A 17,823-nucleotide genomic window follows, 5' to 3' on the forward strand; every position below is an offset into this window, starting at 1 on the left:
TCCATCAATCTCGTCTGCAATCGGCGCCATTCGCTGTATACTGGCCCACACCTGGGATTCAGTATGAACACGCCGTCCAAGAAGCATACCCACCATCACCATCATCCGCCGCGCCTCTCCCGGCGCATGCTCTTCTCTACCCTGATCCCCGGCGCCATCCTTGCCCCCCAAGCCTTCCCCCAGAACACCGCGGACATGGCGGAAGCCTTCCGGCGCAGGTCCGCCGAAGCCGAGAGTAAGGGACTCGCCGACCCGTTCAAGGGCATCACGGCCAACGGCAGCATTGAACCCGGCCTGTACGACCTGCACTCCAGCGGCGTCTCCACCGCGCCCGTGCGTACGGCCGTCGAGCGCTTCCTGGCGAGCCTCACCAACGAGCAGCGCAGCCGCACCCTGTTTGCCGTCGACGATCCCGAGTGGCGCAAATGGATGAACCAGCACTTCTACGTTCGCCAGGGCGTCAGCTTCCAGGAGATGTCGGGCACACAACGCGACGCTGCGTTCGGCGTCCTGGAAACCGCCCTCAGCGCTCGAGGCCTGAAGCTGACCCGCGACATCATGCGCCTCAACGAGACCCTCGCCGAACTCAGCGACGACCACGAGTTTCTGGGCGAATGGCGCTATCACATCACCGTCATGGGCAAGCCCTCCCCCACCGAACCCTGGGGCTTCCAGCTCGACGGCCACCACTTCATCATCAATTACTTCGTCCTGGGCGACCAGGTGGTGATGACGCCGTTCTTCGCCGGCTCGGAACCGCTCACCGCCACCTCCGGCAAATACAAGGGCGTCTCGATTCTGCAGGACGAGCAAAGCCGCGGCCTCGACATGCTGCTGCGCCTGGACCCGGCTCAGCGCTCGAAGGCCGTCCTCAATCCGGAGAAGACGAAGAACTACAATCTGACGGAAGCCTTCCGCGACAACATCGTGCTCGACTACGCCGGAGCCCGCGCCGCCTCGTTCACCCAGCCCCAGCGCAAGCAGTTGCTCGACCTCGTCGACCTCTACGTCGGTAACATGGACGCAGGCCACGCCAAGGTCCGCATGGACGAGGTGAAGAAGCACATCGAACGGACGTCCTTTGCCTGGATCGGCGGCTCCGACGATTCCGCTGTGTACTACTACCGCATCCACGGCCCGGTGATCCTCATCGAGTTTGATCACCAGCAGCCGGCGAACCTGCGCAAGTTCGCGAAGGATCCCAGCATGCCCACGCGCCAGCACATTCACTGCGTCGTGCGGACCCCGAACGGCAACGACTACGGCAAGGATCTGTTGCGCCAGCATTACCTGTCGCACACACACGCCTGAGCGTTACTGCCGGTTCAGCACGCTGCGAATGGTGTCGAGCGGCGGCGCAAACAGCGACAACTGGCCAGGATCTTCAAAGACCGCCGCGTAATCGGCCGGCGTAAAGGCTCGCGCCAGGCGCGATGCGAACGTGGCGTGCAGCAGCCGCGCGTAGTGATCGACATCATAGTCCCGCCGGTCGGCGCCGGTCGCCGCATAAGCTGCGTGCTCTGGCGATTCCACCACGCCCCCTGAGCCGCCTTTCGTGCGATAGACGCGCACCTTGTCGCCCACGCTCCAGGTCGTGCGTCCGCTCGCCAGCATGGCCTCATACGCCAGCTCGCGCCGGCTATCCCGGGTCTCCAGGTACTTGGCCGGAGACTTCGTCAACCGCACGAAGGAAGACACCTCGTAGGTGGGCAGCTCTCGCGCGCGCAGTGCATCCAGGGTGGCCAGGTACACCGCGCGGACTCCCGGAATGTCGCCCGCCAGCAACCGCTCAATCGCCCTGCGCAGGAAGATTTCGCCATAAGGCTCCGCACGGCTGGAGCGGAAAGCGACGCCCTTCAGCAGCAGCTTGCCTTCATACGTCAGCAGCGCGTAATTCTTCGGCTCGTGCGACAGCATCGCCGCATAGCGTCCCTCGAACTCCAGGTGCACCAGCGGCGGCAGCAGGGCGGCCACCTCGTCCACCGTCCGCCGTTCATCCGCCTCGGTCCAGCTCTCCGGCACCGCGAAATAGACTCCATCCGTATCCGCTTCCAGCAGCGTCACCCCGCGCGCCGCCAGTTCCCGGCACATCAGGTCCAGCGTCGCCCGGCCCCGCCGTGTCACCTCGTTCGCGGCATGGACATCGGCGAATCGCGTCAAAGTCCCGCCCGCCGCCATATAGCCGTACGCCGTATTCACCACCAGCTTCATCGCAGCCGAAAGCGCTTCCTGCGTATACCGTTCAACCGACCCGGGCGCTGCGGCCCGCGCCGCCGCCTTCGCCGCCAGCCGGCGCTCCACCAGCCGGTCGACAATCGCCAGCAGCGCCCCCAGGTGATCCCGCTTCGGACCGATCCGGAACGCCCGCATCAACGAAGGGTACAGGCTCGCCACATCCGCCTTCACAATCCGGTGCGCCACGCCGCTGGCGAACAGGTGCAGCGCCGCTCCCTGGTGCGGAGTCCCGTCGCCTGCCTGGTGCGGCGGCAGCGCCATGCCCGCCCGCAGGTAGGCCCGCACCAGCAGGGGATCCAGGACACCCGTGGCCGCGCCCGCATCCGCCAGCCGTTCATACCGCCGCGGAGCCATCCTGGCCAGGGCAAACGCCGCCCCGCCCAGCATCCGCGCTACCTCGGCCACTTCCTCCACATCGGACGTCGCATAGCGGCGTACCCGCTCCGGATCGCTGCGGTACACCTCGTAGATCCGATCGCCCGGGATGTACTCCCGATCCTCCTTCGCGATGCCGAGATGCCGCGCCACCGCTTTCAGCCCGTGCTCCGGCAATTCGCGAGTCGCAAAGTCGTAGCGCAGCACCGCATCCAGCGTGTCGATCAGTTCCCGCCCCGGAGCAATGAAACGGACCCGCCGCCGCGCATCCCCCTCGCTCGCCGTGCCACGCCGCGCCGCTCTCTGCCGCAAGCCGCCCGATCCGATGCGCCCCAACGCCAGCAACACGCCCAGCCGCTCAGCCCGCGCATCCAGGAACGGCAGGTCGAACCCGTGCAGGTTGTGGTTCTCAATCACATCCGGATCCGCGGCCTGCACCACCGCCACCAGCCGCCGGATCAGTTCGGCCTCAGCCTCGTCGCTGTCATCCCGAGCTTCCAGCACCTGCGTTGCGCCCGAGGGCTCCCGCACGGAGATCATGAAGATGCGGCAGCTCTCCGGCGACAGGCCCGTCGTCTCCAGGTCGAACTGCAGGCGCCTCAGCTTGTCGAAAGGCAGGTCCCGGAAGTAGGTCCGTCCGGTGGCCACCAGGTATTGTTCTTCGGGCGGCAGCGACAGCACCGTATCCTGACCCAGATCCCGCACATGGCCGATACGCCTCCCCAACCGCTCCGACGCGCCGTGCAACAGCGCCGACGAGAGTGTCCGCCCGTCCTCGGCCGAGACCAGGAATCTGAGTTCCCCCGGCCCATCCAGCACGCGGTACTCCACCAGCGCACCGGGTTCGCCATCCGGCGCCAGCCGGTCCCCCAAGTGCAACAGATCGTGCAGCCGGTCCAACAGCAGCCACGGGCGAAACCGTACGCGTTCCCTCACCAGGGCGCCAGTCTCCGGCAGCCGCCGCCACACCACCGCCCATCCGTCACTCTCAGCCCAAACCGAAACGATGCCTGGAGCCGGATCCCAGCCCCATAGCCATTCGTCCTGCGCCAGGCCGGGCGTTCCGCAAAGCTCTGGTGATTCACTGTGCATGCGATCAGAATCCCCGTCGAACGCCCCTCGCAGCCGTCAGGTCCATTCTACCTGCCAGGCGGAAACGGCCCCCTGGTTCAGGTGGACGCCCCATTGGCTGTCCTCCTATGCACTGCTACGATAGCGCCATGCAGGGTGACTATGCCGTAGCTGTCGAATCCCCCACCTGGCTTTCCGGCCCGATTCTGACTTTCATCAACAAGCTCGTGATGCCCGTCGCCTGGTTCTGCTTTGTGACCGGAGTGCCCGCCTGGGTCTTCATCACAACCGGCCGCATCTCCATTGCACGCGACTTCTACCCCCTCGTCGCCTTCACCCTGGTCACTACGGTTCTGCTGTCCTGGTTTACTGCGCACCTGCAGCTGGTGGGCTACCAGGGCCGTCACCTGATCGTGGCCAACTACTGGAAAAAGGCGCTCATCCCGTTCCGGCAAGTGGAAGCTGTCGAATCCGTCTGGTGGTACAAGGGCCGCGCGGTCCGCATTCGGTTCACTGAACCAACCGCGTTTGGCTCCACTGTCTACTACATGCCGAAATGGGCCCTTTTCGGCGGTATGTTCTCGAAGCCGGAAGAGGATCTTCAGTCCGTCCTCTCCAATCGCGACTGAGGCTGCCTCCCTACGCGAACACCATGTTCGGGCTGTGCCAGCCGTGCTGTTCGCAGTATTCCCGGAACAGGCTCCCGTAGCTCTTCAGGATGTAGTGCGCGGGCGAGAAGCCCAGCTCCACGGCGGTCTTATCGATCCACCCCGCCTCGCCTTCCAACTCCAGGAACACACCAATCGGAGTCTCGTCCAGCACCGCATGGCCTGGTTCGCCCATTCGCGCCAACGTCGTGCGGTACTTCTCATACCGGAACGAGACGACATACCCCAGCCCATTCAGGATCGCCAGCGCGGCGCCGGCATCCGCCACACAGGTCTCCACCTCGGGCCGCGTCTTATGCGGACCAGCCTCCGGCGGACCCTTGAATGTCAGAATGGTCTCGCCGCGAAAATCGCGCAACCGCAGCAGGCGGCGCGAGTGCATCAATTCGCTGCCCGGAGTATCCAGCAGCATATTCGCTTCAAAGGCGCGCTCATGAGCCGCCTCGAAGCCCGCCTTCGTCAGCACCTGCAGCGCGGCTTCAGCGGACGGAACGGCCAGCTTAACCTCGGTCTCGCGGGGCAGGGGTTGGCCTGGTTGGGACTGGAGCATCTCCTCCAGTATGACCTTGCTTGTGGATCACGTTCATCGCCACGCTCAGCATCGACGCCACATCACCCAGATTCGACGGCACGACAATCGTCGAACTCGCCTTCGCAATGCGGCCGAATTCGGTCACATACTGCTCAGCCACCCTCAACTGCACGGCCTCAAATCCCCCAGGTTCGTTGATCGCCTGGGCTACCCGCCGCAACCCTTCCGCCGTCGCACTGGCGATAGACAGAATCGCCGAAGCCTGGCCTTCCGCTTCGTTGATCTGCTGCTGCTTGCGCGCTTCGGATGCCTTGATCACCTTCTGCTTCTCACCCTCGGCCGTATTGATGTTGGCATCCCGGTCGGCTTCGGAGTTCAGAATCGTGGCCCGCTTCTCGCGCTCCGCCCGCATCTGTTTCTCCATCGCCGACAGGATGTCCTGCGGTGGATTGATGCTCTTGATCTCATACCGCAGCACCTTCACGCCCCACGGTTCAGTCGCCTTGTCCAACTCGCTCACCACCAGCGCATTGATGTTCGACCGCTCTTCAAACGTCCGGTCCAGGTCGATCTTGCCGATCTCCGAACGTAACGTGGTCTGGGCCAACTGCCGGATCGCGAAACCGAAATCGGAGATGCCGTAGGAGGCCCGCTCCGGGTTCAGAACCTTCAAATAGAGGATGCCGTCCACCGCCACCTGCACGTTGTCGCGCGTAATGCAGACCTGCTCAGGAATGTCGATCGCCTGCTCCTTCAACGAATGCCGGTAGCGGATGACGTCGACAAAGGGCGTCAGAATGTGGAACCCGGCCTGCAGCGTACCGGCGTATTTGCCCAGCCTTTCCACCACAAATGCCGATTGTTGCGGCACAACGATCGCCGTTTTCGCGAGGATCGTGAGCACCAGCAAAATGAGAACCAGGACGACCAGCAGCGCACCAATTTCCATAATCTCCTCCGGACTTACCTACAGACTTCGCACTTCAAGCGTCAGCCCATCCACCCGCTCCACGCGGCAACGCGTAGATTTCGGGATGGGCGCATCGCTCACATTCCGCGCGTTCCACGACGTGCCGCGCAGCTCCACTTTGCCAATGCCCTGCACCGGGATCTCTTCCATCGCGGAAGCAATTTCGCTGGTCAGGTTATCCACGTCTGATACAGGCGTGAGCTTGCGGAAACGCTCCAGCAAAGGCTTGCGAAAGAACATCAGGCCCGCCACCGAGGCCACCACGAACAGCAGCCCTTCCATCGCCAGCCCAAGCTCAAAGCCCAGCATCTTTGCCAGCCCGACCAGCAGGGCCGCCACACCAAAGAAAATCAGATAGAAGCCGCCCGGCGTCAGAATCTCCCCGGCAAGCAGCAGCAGGCCGATCACCAGCCACGCCCACCAGGTCATAAAGTAACTTCCCATACGGAAGGGATCTCCTTCGTGTGCAGATCATAACGCATCACACGCCTGAGCGTAGGCCCTCGCACGGAGATAAGATAGTTAAGGATTCTGACCCCCTCGAGGTGTGTAAAACCATGTCAAGCGAAAATACGAACCGCCGGCAATTCGTGGCCGGTGCGGCAGCCCTGACGCTGGCCTCCCAGGCTATGGCGAAGTCGGGTGGAATGAACAAAATGGCTCCCGCCCGCGTGATCGGCGCCAACGACAAGATCAATGTGGCCGTGATCGGTGTCGGCGGACGTGGCGCTTACGTGGCAGACAAGTTCGATAAGTACGCACAAACCGTCAAGCCTGGCGCCTGCCAGATCGTCGGCGTCTGCGATACCTACCAGAAGCGCGTTACGGCCGCCAAAGACCGCTTTAAGTGCAAGGGCACGCTCGATTACCGCGAACTGATCTCTGATCCCGGCGTCGACGCGGTCATCGTCGCCACCCCCGACCACTGGCACGCCCCCATCGCCCTCGCCGCCATGGACAACGGCAAGGACGTCTACCTCGAAAAGCCCATGTGCCACACGGTGGACGAGGTGAAGCAGTTGATGGCCACGGTCAAGGAAACCGGCCGCGTCCTGCAGGTCGGCTCCCAGACCACCTCCGCCGATCAGTGGTGGAAAGCCCGCAAGGCCATCGAAGAAGGCCGCATCGGCAAGATGATCATGAGCCAGGGCAGCTACCATCGCAACTCCACCGAGGGCGAATGGAACTGGAAGATCGATCCCGCCGCAGGCCCCGAAGGAAAAGGCGAAGACTTCATCGATTGGAAGATGTGGCTCGGCAAGGCCCCCAAGCGCTCCTTCGACGCCGACCGCTTCTTCCGCTTCCGCAAGTATTGGGACTACTCCGGCGGCATCGCCACCGACCTGTTCTTCCATGTCATGGCGCCCATGAACATCTGCTGGAGCGAGGCCCAGTTCCCCGTGAAAGTCTCCGGCAGCGGCGGCATCTACCAGTTCAAGGATGAGCGCGAAGTGCCGGATACGTTCCACTTCATGGCCGAATACGCCAAGGGCTTCTCCGTCGTGCTCACCAGCTCGATGGCCAACTCCCAGCACATCCCCGGCCTCATTCGCGGCCACGAAGGCACCATCATCATGGTGGAGCACGGCATGTTCGAAAGTTCCACGCCCTTCATCACCGTCAAGCCCGAAAAGCGCGTGATGAGCGCCGATTACAAGTCCAAGTTCGGCGAAGAAGTCGTGAAGATCGACGTCGAGCAGAAGGACATCATGTTCGAGCACATCGGCAACTTCCTGGATTGCGTCCACAGCCGCCAGAAGCCGACCCTCAACGTCGAAACCGCCGGCCACGCCCAGGTCGTCATCACCATGGCCGTCCAGAGCTACCGCCAGGGCAAGGTCCTCTACTTCGACGAGAAGAACTTCAAGATCGTCGACAAGCCCGTCAAGGCATAACACTCCATCCACTCCGAAACTCGAGGGCCGGGGCCGCAAGCTCCGGCCCTTCGTGTCTTCACCCCCGCCATTTGTTTACATCGCTCAGCTTGACGAATTCTGGCGTCCCGGGGCACACTACCATCGACAGTCGATAGGAACGACCATCGATGGGAAAGAAACCAACACCCCCGCCAGACCTGGTGCCCGGCACCCTCGAAATGCTCATCCTGAAGACGCTCACCCGCGGCCCCATGCACGGCTATGGCATCGCCCAAAAGTTGGAGCAGCTCTCCGAAGGCGTCCTCCAGGTGGGCGAAGGATCCCTCTACCCCGCCCTCCAGCGCCTGCTGCTGAATGAATGGGCCGAGGCCGAATGGGCCGTCACCGAGAACAACCGCCGCGCCCGCTACTACCGCATCACCGCCGCCGGCCGCCGCCGTCTCGCCCAGGAACGCGCCGGCTACGACCGCATGAGCGTCGCCATCGCCCGCATCATGGAGGCCGTCTAAACCATGCGCCGCCTCTGGAAACGCCTTCAATGGCTCCGCCACCGCAAGCAGTTCGACACCGATCTCGCCGAGGAACTCGAGTTCCACCGCCAGCTCAAACAGGAAGAACTCCAGGCCGCCGGCCTCCCCGAGGCCGAAAGCCGCTACGCCGCCCAACACCGCATGGGCAACCTGGCCCTCGCCGCCGAGGACGCCCGTGGCATCTGGCTCTGGCACAGTCTCGAAACTCTCTGGCAGGACTTCACCTACGGCCTGCGCGGCCTCGCCCGCCATCGCGGCTTCACCTTCACCGCCGTGCTCACCCTCGCCCTGGGCATCGGTGTCAATACCAGCCTCTTCACCGGCTTCAATGCGATGGTCTTCCGCTCCTGGGACGTCCGCGATCCCGGCCGCGTAGCAGGCGTCTTCACCGTTCACAGCACACCCTCCGGCGAAACCCGCTATCGCGGCATGTCCTACCCGGAATTCACCACCCTGCGTGACCAGACCAAACAGATGGCCGGCCTGGTTGCCCTGAGCAACGGCGGCCCGCAGATGCGTACTGATCCCGGAGCCGCCTCGCGTCTCTCCGTCAACTACGTCTCAGGCGACTACTTCCAGGTGCTCGGCATCGACGCCGCCTGGGGCCGCACCTTCACGCGCGAGGAAGACCAACTGGCCGATCCCCGTGCCATCGCCGTCCTCAGCCACGCGGCCTGGATCAGCCAGTTTGGCTCCGATCGCTCCATCATCGGGCGCACCGTTTCGCTCAACTACAAGCCGTTCCTCATCCTGGGCGTCCTCCCGGAAAACTTCAAAGGCACCGACATGGTCGGCCCGGACCTCTGGGCTCCGATGGCCGCGATAAAGATCCTGCAGCCGCAGAGCCGCGAACTCACCGACGCGGATCAATGCTGCATGGCCGTCTTCGGCCGCCTGGCCCCCAATGTGGATCGCGCCCAGGCGCGCGACGAGCTCACCGCCATCCAACGGCACGCCGCTGAACGCTTCAACCACCCCGCTAACGAAATCTTTCTCACTCGGGCCAGCATCATCGTCACACCCGAACGCCAGAAGAAGATCATGCCCGGCCTGCTGCTGCTCTTCCTGGCCGTCAGCCTGGTCCTGCTCATCGCCTGCGCAAACGTCGCCAATCTCCTGCTCGCTCGCGGCGCAGCCCGCGGGCACGAAATCGGCGTCCGCCTCTCCCTCGGGGCCAGCCGCCTCCGCATCATCCGCCAGTTGCTCACAGAGAGCCTCTCCCTCGGCCTGCTCGGAGGCGCGGCCGGCATCGGCATCAGCTTCGTCCTGCCCGGCTTCGTACTCAACCGGCTCGCCGACGAACCTCTCGCCCTCGATCTTCAGCCAGACTACCGGGTCCTGCTCTACACCCTCCTCATCTCCATCCTCGCCAGCGTTGCCTGTGGTCTAGTGCCCGCTTTCCACACCACCCGCACTGACCTCCACGCCAGCATGAAAGGCGCCAGCGCCAAGGCGGGCCGGGCCTCGAGGCTGAGATCCTCCCTGCTCGGTGCCCAGGTCGCCTTCAGCCTCGTCCTGCTGGCCTGCACCGGGCTCATGGTCCGTGGCCTGCAACGTGCCGCCGAAATCGACCCCGGCTTCGACACCCGCGGCATTGTCCTGATGGCCCTCGACCTCCGCCTGCTCGACTACGACGCCCCACGCGCCCAGGACTACCTGCGCCGCCTCGTGGACCGCGTCGCGGCCCTGCCCGGGGTGACCTCGGTCTCCACGACAGTCATCGCCCCGCTGGGCAATGCCAGAATGCGCACCAGCGTCACCGTCAATGGACAGGAAGCTTTGGCCAAATCCGGGCTGAACAACGTCACTTTCAACGAGGTCTCCCTCGGCTTCCTCGAGACCCTGCGCATCCCCATCACCCAGGGCCGGACCTTTCAGCCTCCCGATCAGGGCCGAAAGGTCGCCATCGTCAATCAGGCCATGGCTCAGCGCTTCTGGCCCGGCTTGAATCCCGTGGGTCGCACTTTCACTTCCGACGTGGACTACGAAGTCGTTGGGGTCAGCCGCAATGCCCAGGAAACGCAGTTGGGCAGGCCCGCCGAGCCGTACTACTACGCCCTCTCCCACGGCTCCGCCAGCAGCCAGCTCATCATCCGCGTCAACGACCCCCAACACCCTCCGCTACCTGAGCTCACCGCCCTCCCCACCCAGCTCGATCCCGCCGTGCGGCCCCGTTTGCAGCTCATGGAGGACTCCCTCCAGTCGCAGCTTCACAGCGCACGCATGGCCACCTCCATCAGCGGCAGCCTCGGTTCACTCGCCCTCCTTCTCGCCTGCGTCGGTATTTACGGGGTCACCGCCTTCGCCGTCCAGCAGCGTTTCCGCGAGATCGGTATCCGCATGGCGCTCGGCGCCCAGCGTCGCGACGTAGTCCTGATGCTGCTGCGGCAAAACCTCCGCGTGGTTGCCGCCGGATCCGTGCTCGGGTTGGCCGCCTCCGTCGCCGCCGCCTCGGCCTTGAGGGATCTCCTCTACGGCGTCAGTCCGCTCGATCCGGCCGCCCACATAGCGATGACCGCCGTCCTATTGAGCGCGGCCCTCCTCGCGACGTTCCTGCCGGCCCGCCGCGCCGCCACCATCCAACCCGTTGTTGTTCTCCGTCAGGAGTAATCTACAGCCCGGCCAGCGTCCACGGCTTGCGGTACTCGCGCCGCAGCATCTCGTTGGCCTTCGCGCTGTTCTTGAACTGTTCTTTCGCGCCGTCCCACTGCAGCTTCTCGCCCGTGCGCAGCGCGATATTGCCGAGGAGACACGTCGCCGTGCTGTGGTGCCCGATCTCGATGTCACCCACCGGCTTCTCCCGCGTCTTCAGGCAATCCACAAAGTTCCGCACATGCGGCTGATGCTGGAACGACGTCGTCGCCCGCTCCGCCGTCGTCAATCCCGTGAAGAACTGCCCCAGGCCGTTCAGGTCGTCGTACGCTTCCCTCGACCCCTGCGTCACCTTCTCCGAATGCATCTCCATCTGCGGGATAATCTCATACCCGGCCCGGTCGATGAACAGCGTCCCCTTCGTCCCCTGCAGCATGATCCCGTAACTGCCAAAGCTCTTGTTGCCGGGATGCCCGTTCGGCCCAAAGCTGTTGTGCACCAGCGTCGAATACCGCACCAGCAGGTTGCCCGGATACTCCCAGATCACTTCCTGCGTGTCCGCGCAGTCGCGGCAGTCGTCGTAAAACCACTTGCCGCCCGAGCTCGTCACCGTCAGCGGAGTATCCACGTCCAAAGCCCAATGCACGATGTCGATCAGATGCACGCACCAGTTCGTCAGCTCCCCACCCGCGTAATCCCAGAACGCCCGGAAGTTCCGCCGCGCCGGGTTATACGGAATCTTCGGCGCCGGCCCCAGCCACAGATCCCAATCCAGCCCCTCCGGCACCACTGCATCCGCCGGATGTCCCATGCCCTTGTTCGAAGCCGAGAACCCGTGATTCCAGCACTGCGCGAAGTGGACCTTGCCGATCCGCCCTTCCTTCACGGCCGCCACCGCCCGCTGGAAGTGCGCGCCCGACCGCTGCTGGATGCCCACCTGCATCACCCGCTTGTGCCGCCGCGCCGCCTCCACCATCAGCCGCCCCTCCCGCACGTTGTGCGAAATGGGCTTCTCGACATACACGTCCTTCCCGGCCTCGCACGCCTGGATCGCAATCAGCGGATGCCAGTGGTCCGGCGTCGCCACCACCACCGCATCCACGTCCTTGCGTTCCAGAATGCGCCGGTAGTCGTTGTAGATGTCCGCCTTCCCGGTCAGCATCTTTGCGGCCGTCTCGGCATTCGGCCGGTAGACGTCGCACAGCGCCCGGATCTCCACCTCCGGCTGCTTCTGGAAATCGGTCAAGTCACTGCGGCCCATCCCACCGCAGCCAATCACCGCCACCCCGATCTTGTCGTTAGCCGCCACCGCCTCAGTTGTCGCCGCGGCCGCCACGGCCGGAGTCGCCAGGAAGGTTCGTCTGTTCATCGTTACCAGCCCACGGGCTTTCCCTTGTTCTGCTCGATCAGCCACTTCTCCAGCGGAGCGAAATACGCCCGCACCGCATTGCCGTCCATCTGCCGCGTCCCGGTCAGCTTCTCCAGCGCGTCCGGCCACGGTTTGCTGATGCCCAGTTCCAGGCCCTCCGCCAGCCGCTTGCCCGCTTCCTTGTTCCCGTAGATCGAGCAGCGGTTCACCGGATCCTTGCAGCCCGCCGTCTCGCTCAACGCCTTGTGAAACTGGAACTGCAGAATGTGCGCCAGGAAATACCGCGTGTACGGCACATTCGCCGGCACATGATACTTCGCGCCCGCGTCGAAGAACTCTTCCCCACGCGCCGAAGCGGCCGCCACACCCTGATACTTCTGCCGCAGCTCCCACCACGCCTGGTTGTACTTGTCCGGCGGCACCTGGCCCGAGTACACCTTCCAGCGCCATTGATCGATCAACAGCCCGAACGGCAGGAACGCCACCTTGTCCAACGCCTTCTGCAACAGCAGCCCGATGTCCTTCGACGCATCCGGAGCCTTGTTGATCAGCCCCAGCCTGATCAGGTAATCCGGCGTCAGCGACAACGCGATCGTGTCCCCAATCGCCTCGTGGAACCCGTCGTTGGCTGAATTGCGGAACAGGAACGGCTGCTTGTTGTACGCCCGCTGGTAGAAATTGTGGCCCAGTTCGTGGTGAATGACCCCGAAATCCTCTTCCGTGATGTCGATGCACATCTTCACCCGCAGATCGTTGTCGTTGTCCACATCCCACGCGCTGGCATGGCACACGACATCGCGATCCTTGGGCCGCACAAACAACGACCGCTCCCAGAACGTCGGCGGCAGCGGCGCAAAGCCCAACGAAGTGAAGAACCCTTCGCCGTACTTCACCATCTGCTGCGCATCGGTCTTCTTTGCCTTCAGAATCGCGTTCAGGTCATAGCCGACATCGGCGTCCTTCGGAGCCAGCAGCGGATACACGTTGTTCCATTGCTGCGCCCAGATGTTGCCCAGCAGATGCGCCGGAATCGGCCCATTCTCCGGCACCGCGTCCTTGCCGTACTTCTCGCGCAGCTTCCAGCGCGTGTAGGCGTGCAGTTGCAGGTACAGCGGCTTCACCTGCTCCCACAGCCGGTCCAGCTCTTTCGAGAACTCGTCCGGCGGCATGTCGTACTGCGACCGCCACAGCGCACCCGTGTCCGCGAACCCAATCTCCTTCGAGCCCTTGTTCGACAGTTCCGCCAACCGCACAAAGTCCTTCTTCATCGGCGGCGAAATGCTGTGCCACCCCGTCCACACGTCCAGCAACTGCTTCGGATCCCGGCTCGTCGCCATGATCTTCGTGATGTCGTCGATCGTCATGCACTTCGACTGGTCACCGCCCGGGCAGTACTTGCCCTTGCCGTAAGAGGCGTCCAACGAGGCCGCCAGCTTCGCCGTCTCCGCCGCTTCCTTCGGATCAGCCGGCGCCGGCAGCGTCAGCGACAGCTTCATCAGCAGCAACTTGCGCCGCAGGACATCGTCCACCTTGATGGCGTCGAACTTGGCCGCGTCCTTCGCATATTGCACCGCCAGCGTCGTGAGGCGTTCGCTCGCCTTGGCGTTGATGGCCTCTGTATCCTGCGTGATGAAATTCTGCTGCACCCACTGGGCCTGGCCGGCCTCGTTCGTGGCCGCGAACAGCTTCGCTTCCGCGTCTTCGACAAACTTCTTGGCGTCCTCGGCCGTCGGCTGGTTGCCGCACGCGGCGAGGATCAGGGCAATTGGAATAAGCGCAATTCGGCGATCCATGTTGGGTAGTGTATTCCACTCCACACGTGGCCTGTCGAAAACCTCTTGACTCCATCCCGATATTCCTGTTTAGGCAGAAATCTCTGTATGGAAAAGCTAAGCCCAACTTCGGAACGCTTCGTCCTCCACTGGGGCGAACTCGGCACCCGCTGTGGCCTCAACCGCACCGTAGCCCAGATCCACGCCCTGCTCTACATCTCGCCCCAGCCCCTGCCCGGCGGAGCCCTGCGCCAGCTCCTGCGCTTCAAAGGCCAGCTCCGGCGCCTCTTCTCCACCGCATCCTGAAACTGTCCCATTCGACTGGAGGGCCGACCCCAGGTCCGCGCAGGGTCCCCTGACCCTGCCTCTTCCGCTAACTCAACCAACCCCACCGTCCCTGGTCCCTATGGACGAACGCCATCATCCACCGCATCCACCAGCGCGTGCTCGATCACATTCGTGAAGTTTCGGAAAAGGACCGTCAGGGCAGGTCGTCGATCGACTTGGGCCAGTCGGATCCAAGCAGCCGCGACAACGACCGGTCCGCCAGCAGACGCCCGCCGGTCTGACAGCGCGGGCAATAGTTCGTCTCATTCGACGCATAGCGGATCCGCTGCACCGTCGTGCCGCACTCCGGGCACGGCTGCTTGAACTTGCCGTGCACCGCCATCTCTGCCCGGAACGCTGTCACCTTCTCGGGAAAGTCGCTGCCCGCTTCGGCCCGCAGCCGGTCGGTCCACCAGATCAGCGTCGCCTGCGTTGCTTCGTACAGCCGCGTCAGGTCCGCATCGCTCAGCTTCTGTGACAACGCCACCGGCGACAGCCTCGCCTTCTGCAGGATCTCATCGGAGTACGCGTTGCCGATTCCGCTGAACAGGTGCGGATCCGTCAACGATCGCTTCAACGTGTGGTTCTCGCGCCGCAGCGCGGCCACAAACTCAGCCAGCGTGCACTCCAGCGGCTCCAGCCCGCCCGGATCCAGCGCCCGCACGCCCTCCTCGCCCTGCGCCATATGCAGCGACGCCCGGTGCTGCGTACCCGCCTCAGTGAGATTCAACGTGCCGCTCGAGAACACGAACGACGCCAGCACTTTGCCCGCCTTGCGCTGCCAGTGCAGCCGCCCCGCGATCATCAGGTGCAGCACCATCCACACGTCGTTCTCAAAGCCGAACGCAATGCGCTTGCCTACCCGCCGCAGCCGCCGCACCACCTGGCCCTCAGCCGCCTTCACCGGCGGCGTCACGGTCCTCAATAGGAATGGTGTTTTGAACTCCACCCGCTCCAACCGTTCATTCAGGACCCGAGCCTCCAACGCCTCGATGTAGACCTGAATGTCCGGCAGTTCAGGCATGGCGTTTCGACTCTCTCAACCACGGCACCAGGGCCGAGGGCCGGTCCGTCTGGATCCCCGTCACGCCCTTCTCGATCGCCTGCTGCCAGAACTCGGGGAAGTCCGTCTTGCCCTGGCGGTCCAGGAAGATGTCGCAGCCGGCTTCCTGCGCCAGCGCCACTAGTTCCGGCTTGAAGTCCCAATCGCTGAAAGCCACGGCCACCGGCTTCAGCTGCTTCAGGTTGTCGCGCAGCACATCCACACCCACCGACTCCGGCATGCAAGGCCAGCCCGGCCGCAGTTGCACCAGTTCCCGCAGCAGCGCCTGGCTGCCATAGGTGTAGATGGAGTCGCGCATCCCGTGCGCCTCCACCTTGGCAATGATCGAAGCCGGCATCGCCTGCTTCACGTCGAGGTAGATGCGGATCTTGCCCTTCGCCAGGTCGAGCACCTCGTCAAACGTCGGCAACTCTTCCCCGGGCTTCAGCGGATCGTGCTTGATCAGCATCTTCCCGTCGGGCGCCGTCCGCAGGTCAATCTCGATAAAGTCGCACCCTAATGCAATGGCCGCCGTAAAGGCGGCCAAGGAGTTTTGCGGTTGTTGTTCGTGCGCGCCCCGGTGGGCGATCACTTTGATCCCTGAGTCCACGGTTGCGTTCCTCAGCGACGGTCAGTCTCAGCTCTGCGGACGGCGCAACTGGATGCCCAGTTCACGCAACTGCCGCTCGTTCGCCGGCGACGGAGCCTCCGACATCAGGTCGGTGCCCTTCGCCGTCTTCGGGAACGGAATCACCTCGCGAATGGACGACTCGCCGGCCAGGATCATCACCAACCGGTCCAGGCCCAGGGCAATGCCGCCGTGTGGCGGAGCGCCATACGTCAGCGCATCCAACAGGTAGCCAAACTTCGCCCGCGCCTCTTCCAGCGAGAATCCGACAGCGGAGAACACCTGCGACTGGATGTCCTGCCGGTGGATACGAATCGACCCGCTGCCCAGCTCGACACCGTTCAATACAATGTCGTAACTGCGCGCCCGGCACCGCGCCGGATCGGTCGTCAGCTTCTCGAGGTCTTCGTCCTTCGGCGACGTGAACGGATGATGCGCCGCCACCCAGCGCGAGTCTTCGTCATTCCATTCGAACATCGGGAAGTCGAGCACCCACAGGAACCGGAAGTCTGTCGGGTCCAGCAACTTGTGCCGGTCGTTGTACTTCTGGCCCGCATACAGCCGCAGTTGGCCGCACGCCTGGTAAACCGTCTCTTCCGGACGCTGCCCCTTGGGCTCATCACGCCAGCCGGCCAGCAGCAGCAGGTCGTTCTCGCCGGCGCCGGTCCGCTCGCGAACCTTCTCGACGACACCCGGGAAGTCCCGCTCCAGGCGCTTCGGATCGTCATACACCGTCAGGCCGCGCTCACGCCCATAGTCCTTCAGTTCGTCGCGTTCCTTGCGGCTCAACGCGCCCGTGCTCGGAATGTGGATCGCCACCAGCGGCAGACCCTCGCGCGTCAAGCCCGCATCGGCCGGGAACAGGTCTTCCACCGGCCAGAACCGCGGCAGGCGCAGATCCGGCTTGTCGATGCCGTAACCCTGCATCGCCTCGGCATAGGTCATCCGCGGGAACGGAGCCTTCACCGTATAACCGGCCACCGCGCAAACCTTCTCCAGCAGCGGCTCAATCGTCTGGAAGATCTGCTCTTCCTGCGGGAAGGACATCTCCAGGTCGATCTGCGTGAACTCATACTGCCGGTCGGCACGCAGGTCCTCGTCGCGGAAGCAACGGACGATCTGGAAATACTTGTCATACCCGCTGATCATCAGCAGTTGCTTGAAGATCTGCGGCGACTGCGGCAGTGCATAGAAGTTGCCCGGCTGGATGCGCGAAGGCACCAGGAAGTCGCGCGCGCCTTCCGGCGTCGACTTCGTCATGAAGGGTGTTTCGATCTCCAGGAAGCCCTGGCTGTATAACTCGTTGCGCACTTCCAGCGAGATCTTCGAGCGCAGCATCACGTTGCGCTGCATGTGCGGCCGCCGCAGGTCGACATAACGGTATTTCAGCCGCATGTCTTCATTGACGTCCACGTGCTCTTCCATCGGGAACGGAGGCGTCTCGCTGGTGTTCAGCAGCCACATCTTCTCCGCCACAATCTCCACTTCGCCAGTGGGGATGTTGGGATTGATGTTCTCCGCTGTACGAGCCTCCACCAGGCCCTCCACCGCGATGACGTACTCAGACCGCAACATCTCCGCCTTGCCATGCAGGCTGCCGTCGCATTCGGCGCGGAAGACGATTTGCGTGACTCCTTCGCGGTCGCGCAGGTGGATGAAAATCACACCTCCCAGGTCGCGCCGGCGGTAGACCCACCCCATCAAAACGACGCGCTGGCCTTCGTTGGCCGCGCGGAGTGCGCCGCACGAGTGGGTGCGGCGCAGGTCGCCGAGAAAATCCAGAGGAACTTGTTGAGCCATGCTAGGGACTACGAACTTAGAGAATCTCTATATTG

General features: G+C 63.7%; 15 protein-coding genes. 6 read left to right on the forward strand and 9 right to left on the reverse strand.

The window, feature by feature from the left end:
* Positions 1-63 precede the first annotated feature (63 nt).
* Positions 64-1,311, forward strand: a complete 1,248-nt coding sequence (locus ACR9Y2_RS01850; RefSeq protein WP_435039318.1) for a DUF3500 domain-containing protein — start codon at positions 64-66, stop codon at positions 1,309-1,311.
* Between the two features lie 3 nt (positions 1,312-1,314).
* Here the strand turns inward: ACR9Y2_RS01850 and ACR9Y2_RS01855 are convergent, their stop codons facing one another.
* Entirely contained in the window at positions 1,315-3,702 is a 2,388-nt protein-coding gene (locus tag ACR9Y2_RS01855; RefSeq protein WP_435039319.1) for a DNA polymerase domain-containing protein, read from the reverse strand.
* A 107-nt stretch (positions 3,703-3,809) separates the two neighbouring features.
* Between ACR9Y2_RS01855 and ACR9Y2_RS01860 the strand changes: the two genes are divergently transcribed.
* Complete coding sequence (locus ACR9Y2_RS01860; RefSeq protein ID WP_435039320.1) at positions 3,810-4,310, forward strand: hypothetical protein; 501 nt, start codon at positions 3,810-3,812, stop codon at positions 4,308-4,310.
* Between the two features lie 10 nt (positions 4,311-4,320).
* On the opposite strand, the gene ACR9Y2_RS01865 is transcribed toward ACR9Y2_RS01860, so the two are convergent.
* The 3 genes from ACR9Y2_RS01865 to ACR9Y2_RS01875 are packed head-to-tail and all read right to left on the reverse strand — an operon-like array spanning position 4,321 to position 6,280.
* Positions 4,321-4,899 carry a class IV adenylate cyclase gene (locus tag ACR9Y2_RS01865; protein ID WP_435039321.1) on the reverse strand — a complete coding sequence of 193 codons (579 nt, stop codon included), beginning with the start codon at positions 4,897-4,899 and terminating at the stop codon, positions 4,321-4,323.
* Complete coding sequence (locus ACR9Y2_RS01870; RefSeq protein ID WP_435039322.1) at positions 4,850-5,830, reverse strand: SPFH domain-containing protein; 981 nt, start codon at positions 5,828-5,830, stop codon at positions 4,850-4,852. The genes ACR9Y2_RS01865 and ACR9Y2_RS01870 overlap by 50 nt, the downstream gene beginning before the upstream one ends.
* Before the next feature lie 18 nt (positions 5,831-5,848).
* Positions 5,849-6,280, reverse strand: coding sequence for an NfeD family protein (locus ACR9Y2_RS01875; RefSeq protein WP_435039323.1), 432 nt, complete (start codon positions 6,278-6,280; stop codon positions 5,849-5,851).
* A 128-nt stretch (positions 6,281-6,408) separates the two neighbouring features.
* On the opposite strand from ACR9Y2_RS01875, the gene ACR9Y2_RS01880 reads away from it, so the two are divergent.
* The 3 genes from ACR9Y2_RS01880 (at position 6,409) to ACR9Y2_RS01890 (ending at position 10,868) form a co-directional block, all read left to right on the forward strand.
* Positions 6,409-7,746, forward strand: a complete 1,338-nt coding sequence (locus ACR9Y2_RS01880; RefSeq protein ID WP_435039324.1) for a Gfo/Idh/MocA family protein — start codon at positions 6,409-6,411, stop codon at positions 7,744-7,746.
* Positions 7,747-7,895: 149 nt separating this feature from the next.
* Positions 7,896-8,237 carry a PadR family transcriptional regulator gene (locus ACR9Y2_RS01885; protein WP_435039325.1) on the forward strand — a complete coding sequence of 114 codons (342 nt, stop codon included), beginning with the start codon at positions 7,896-7,898 and terminating at the stop codon, positions 8,235-8,237.
* A gap of 3 nt (positions 8,238-8,240) precedes the next feature.
* Positions 8,241-10,868: an ADOP family duplicated permease gene (locus tag ACR9Y2_RS01890; RefSeq protein ID WP_435039326.1), complete on the forward strand. Its 2,628-nt coding sequence runs from the start codon at positions 8,241-8,243 to the stop codon at positions 10,866-10,868.
* Between the two features lies 1 nt (position 10,869).
* Here ACR9Y2_RS01890 and ACR9Y2_RS01895 read toward each other — a convergent pair whose 3' ends face one another.
* Both ACR9Y2_RS01895 and ACR9Y2_RS01900 read right to left on the reverse strand, forming a co-directional pair.
* Positions 10,870-12,219: a Gfo/Idh/MocA family protein gene (locus ACR9Y2_RS01895; protein ID WP_435039327.1), complete on the reverse strand. Its 1,350-nt coding sequence runs from the start codon at positions 12,217-12,219 to the stop codon at positions 10,870-10,872.
* Positions 12,220-12,221: 2 nt separating this feature from the next.
* A complete protein-coding gene (locus ACR9Y2_RS01900) occupies positions 12,222-14,012 on the reverse strand; it encodes a M2 family metallopeptidase (RefSeq protein ID WP_435039328.1) in 1,791 nt (596 codons plus the stop codon).
* Between the two features lie 87 nt (positions 14,013-14,099).
* Here ACR9Y2_RS01900 and ACR9Y2_RS01905 point away from each other — a divergent pair, with 87 nt between their 5' ends.
* Positions 14,100-14,297 (forward strand): hypothetical protein, encoded by a 198-nt coding sequence (locus ACR9Y2_RS01905; protein WP_435039329.1) that lies wholly within the window; start codon positions 14,100-14,102, stop codon positions 14,295-14,297.
* 175 nt (positions 14,298-14,472) lie between these two features.
* Here ACR9Y2_RS01905 and ACR9Y2_RS01910 read toward each other — a convergent pair whose 3' ends face one another.
* The 3 genes from ACR9Y2_RS01910 to aspS are packed head-to-tail and all read right to left on the reverse strand — an operon-like array spanning position 14,473 to position 17,788.
* The gene (locus ACR9Y2_RS01910; protein WP_435039330.1) at positions 14,473-15,342 is read right to left on the reverse strand and encodes an Fpg/Nei family DNA glycosylase; all 870 of its coding nucleotides are present in this window, start codon (positions 15,340-15,342) and stop codon (positions 14,473-14,475) included.
* Complete coding sequence (locus ACR9Y2_RS01915; RefSeq protein ID WP_435039331.1) at positions 15,335-15,970, reverse strand: glycerophosphodiester phosphodiesterase; 636 nt, start codon at positions 15,968-15,970, stop codon at positions 15,335-15,337. The genes ACR9Y2_RS01910 and ACR9Y2_RS01915 overlap by 8 nt, the downstream gene beginning before the upstream one ends.
* Positions 15,971-15,997: 27 nt before the next feature.
* Positions 15,998-17,788: an aspartate--tRNA ligase gene (gene aspS, locus ACR9Y2_RS01920; RefSeq protein ID WP_435039332.1), complete on the reverse strand. Its 1,791-nt coding sequence runs from the start codon at positions 17,786-17,788 to the stop codon at positions 15,998-16,000.
* Between the last annotated feature and the right edge of the window lie 35 nt (positions 17,789-17,823).

It is taken from the genome of Paludibaculum fermentans, assembly GCF_051172195.1.
Lineage (GTDB): Bacteria > Acidobacteriota > Terriglobia > Bryobacterales > Bryobacteraceae > Paludibaculum > Paludibaculum fermentans_A.

What these genes read in the sequence shown, in the direction of transcription:
- ACR9Y2_RS01850 (WP_435039318.1), top strand. Translation starts at nt 64, where the DNA reads ATGAACACGCCGTCCAAGAAGCATACCCACCATCACCATCATCCGCCG.
- ACR9Y2_RS01855 (WP_435039319.1), bottom strand. Translation starts at nt 3,702, where the DNA reads ATGCACAGTGAATCACCAGAGCTTTGCGGAACGCCCGGCCTGGCGCAG.
- ACR9Y2_RS01860 (WP_435039320.1), top strand. Translation starts at nt 3,810, where the DNA reads ATGCACTGCTACGATAGCGCCATGCAGGGTGACTATGCCGTAGCTGTC.
- ACR9Y2_RS01865 (WP_435039321.1), bottom strand. Translation starts at nt 4,899, where the DNA reads ATGCTCCAGTCCCAACCAGGCCAACCCCTGCCCCGCGAGACCGAGGTT.
- ACR9Y2_RS01870 (WP_435039322.1), bottom strand. Translation starts at nt 5,830, where the DNA reads ATGGAAATTGGTGCGCTGCTGGTCGTCCTGGTTCTCATTTTGCTGGTG.
- ACR9Y2_RS01875 (WP_435039323.1), bottom strand. Translation starts at nt 6,280, where the DNA reads ATGACCTGGTGGGCGTGGCTGGTGATCGGCCTGCTGCTGCTTGCCGGG.
- ACR9Y2_RS01880 (WP_435039324.1), top strand. Translation starts at nt 6,409, where the DNA reads ATGTCAAGCGAAAATACGAACCGCCGGCAATTCGTGGCCGGTGCGGCA.
- ACR9Y2_RS01885 (WP_435039325.1), top strand. Translation starts at nt 7,896, where the DNA reads ATGGGAAAGAAACCAACACCCCCGCCAGACCTGGTGCCCGGCACCCTC.
- ACR9Y2_RS01890 (WP_435039326.1), top strand. Translation starts at nt 8,241, where the DNA reads ATGCGCCGCCTCTGGAAACGCCTTCAATGGCTCCGCCACCGCAAGCAG.
- ACR9Y2_RS01895 (WP_435039327.1), bottom strand. Translation starts at nt 12,219, where the DNA reads ATGAACAGACGAACCTTCCTGGCGACTCCGGCCGTGGCGGCCGCGGCG.
- ACR9Y2_RS01900 (WP_435039328.1), bottom strand. Translation starts at nt 14,012, where the DNA reads ATGGATCGCCGAATTGCGCTTATTCCAATTGCCCTGATCCTCGCCGCG.
- ACR9Y2_RS01905 (WP_435039329.1), top strand. Translation starts at nt 14,100, where the DNA reads ATGGAAAAGCTAAGCCCAACTTCGGAACGCTTCGTCCTCCACTGGGGC.
- ACR9Y2_RS01910 (WP_435039330.1), bottom strand. Translation starts at nt 15,342, where the DNA reads ATGCCTGAACTGCCGGACATTCAGGTCTACATCGAGGCGTTGGAGGCT.
- aspS (WP_435039332.1), bottom strand. Translation starts at nt 17,788, where the DNA reads ATGGCTCAACAAGTTCCTCTGGATTTTCTCGGCGACCTGCGCCGCACC.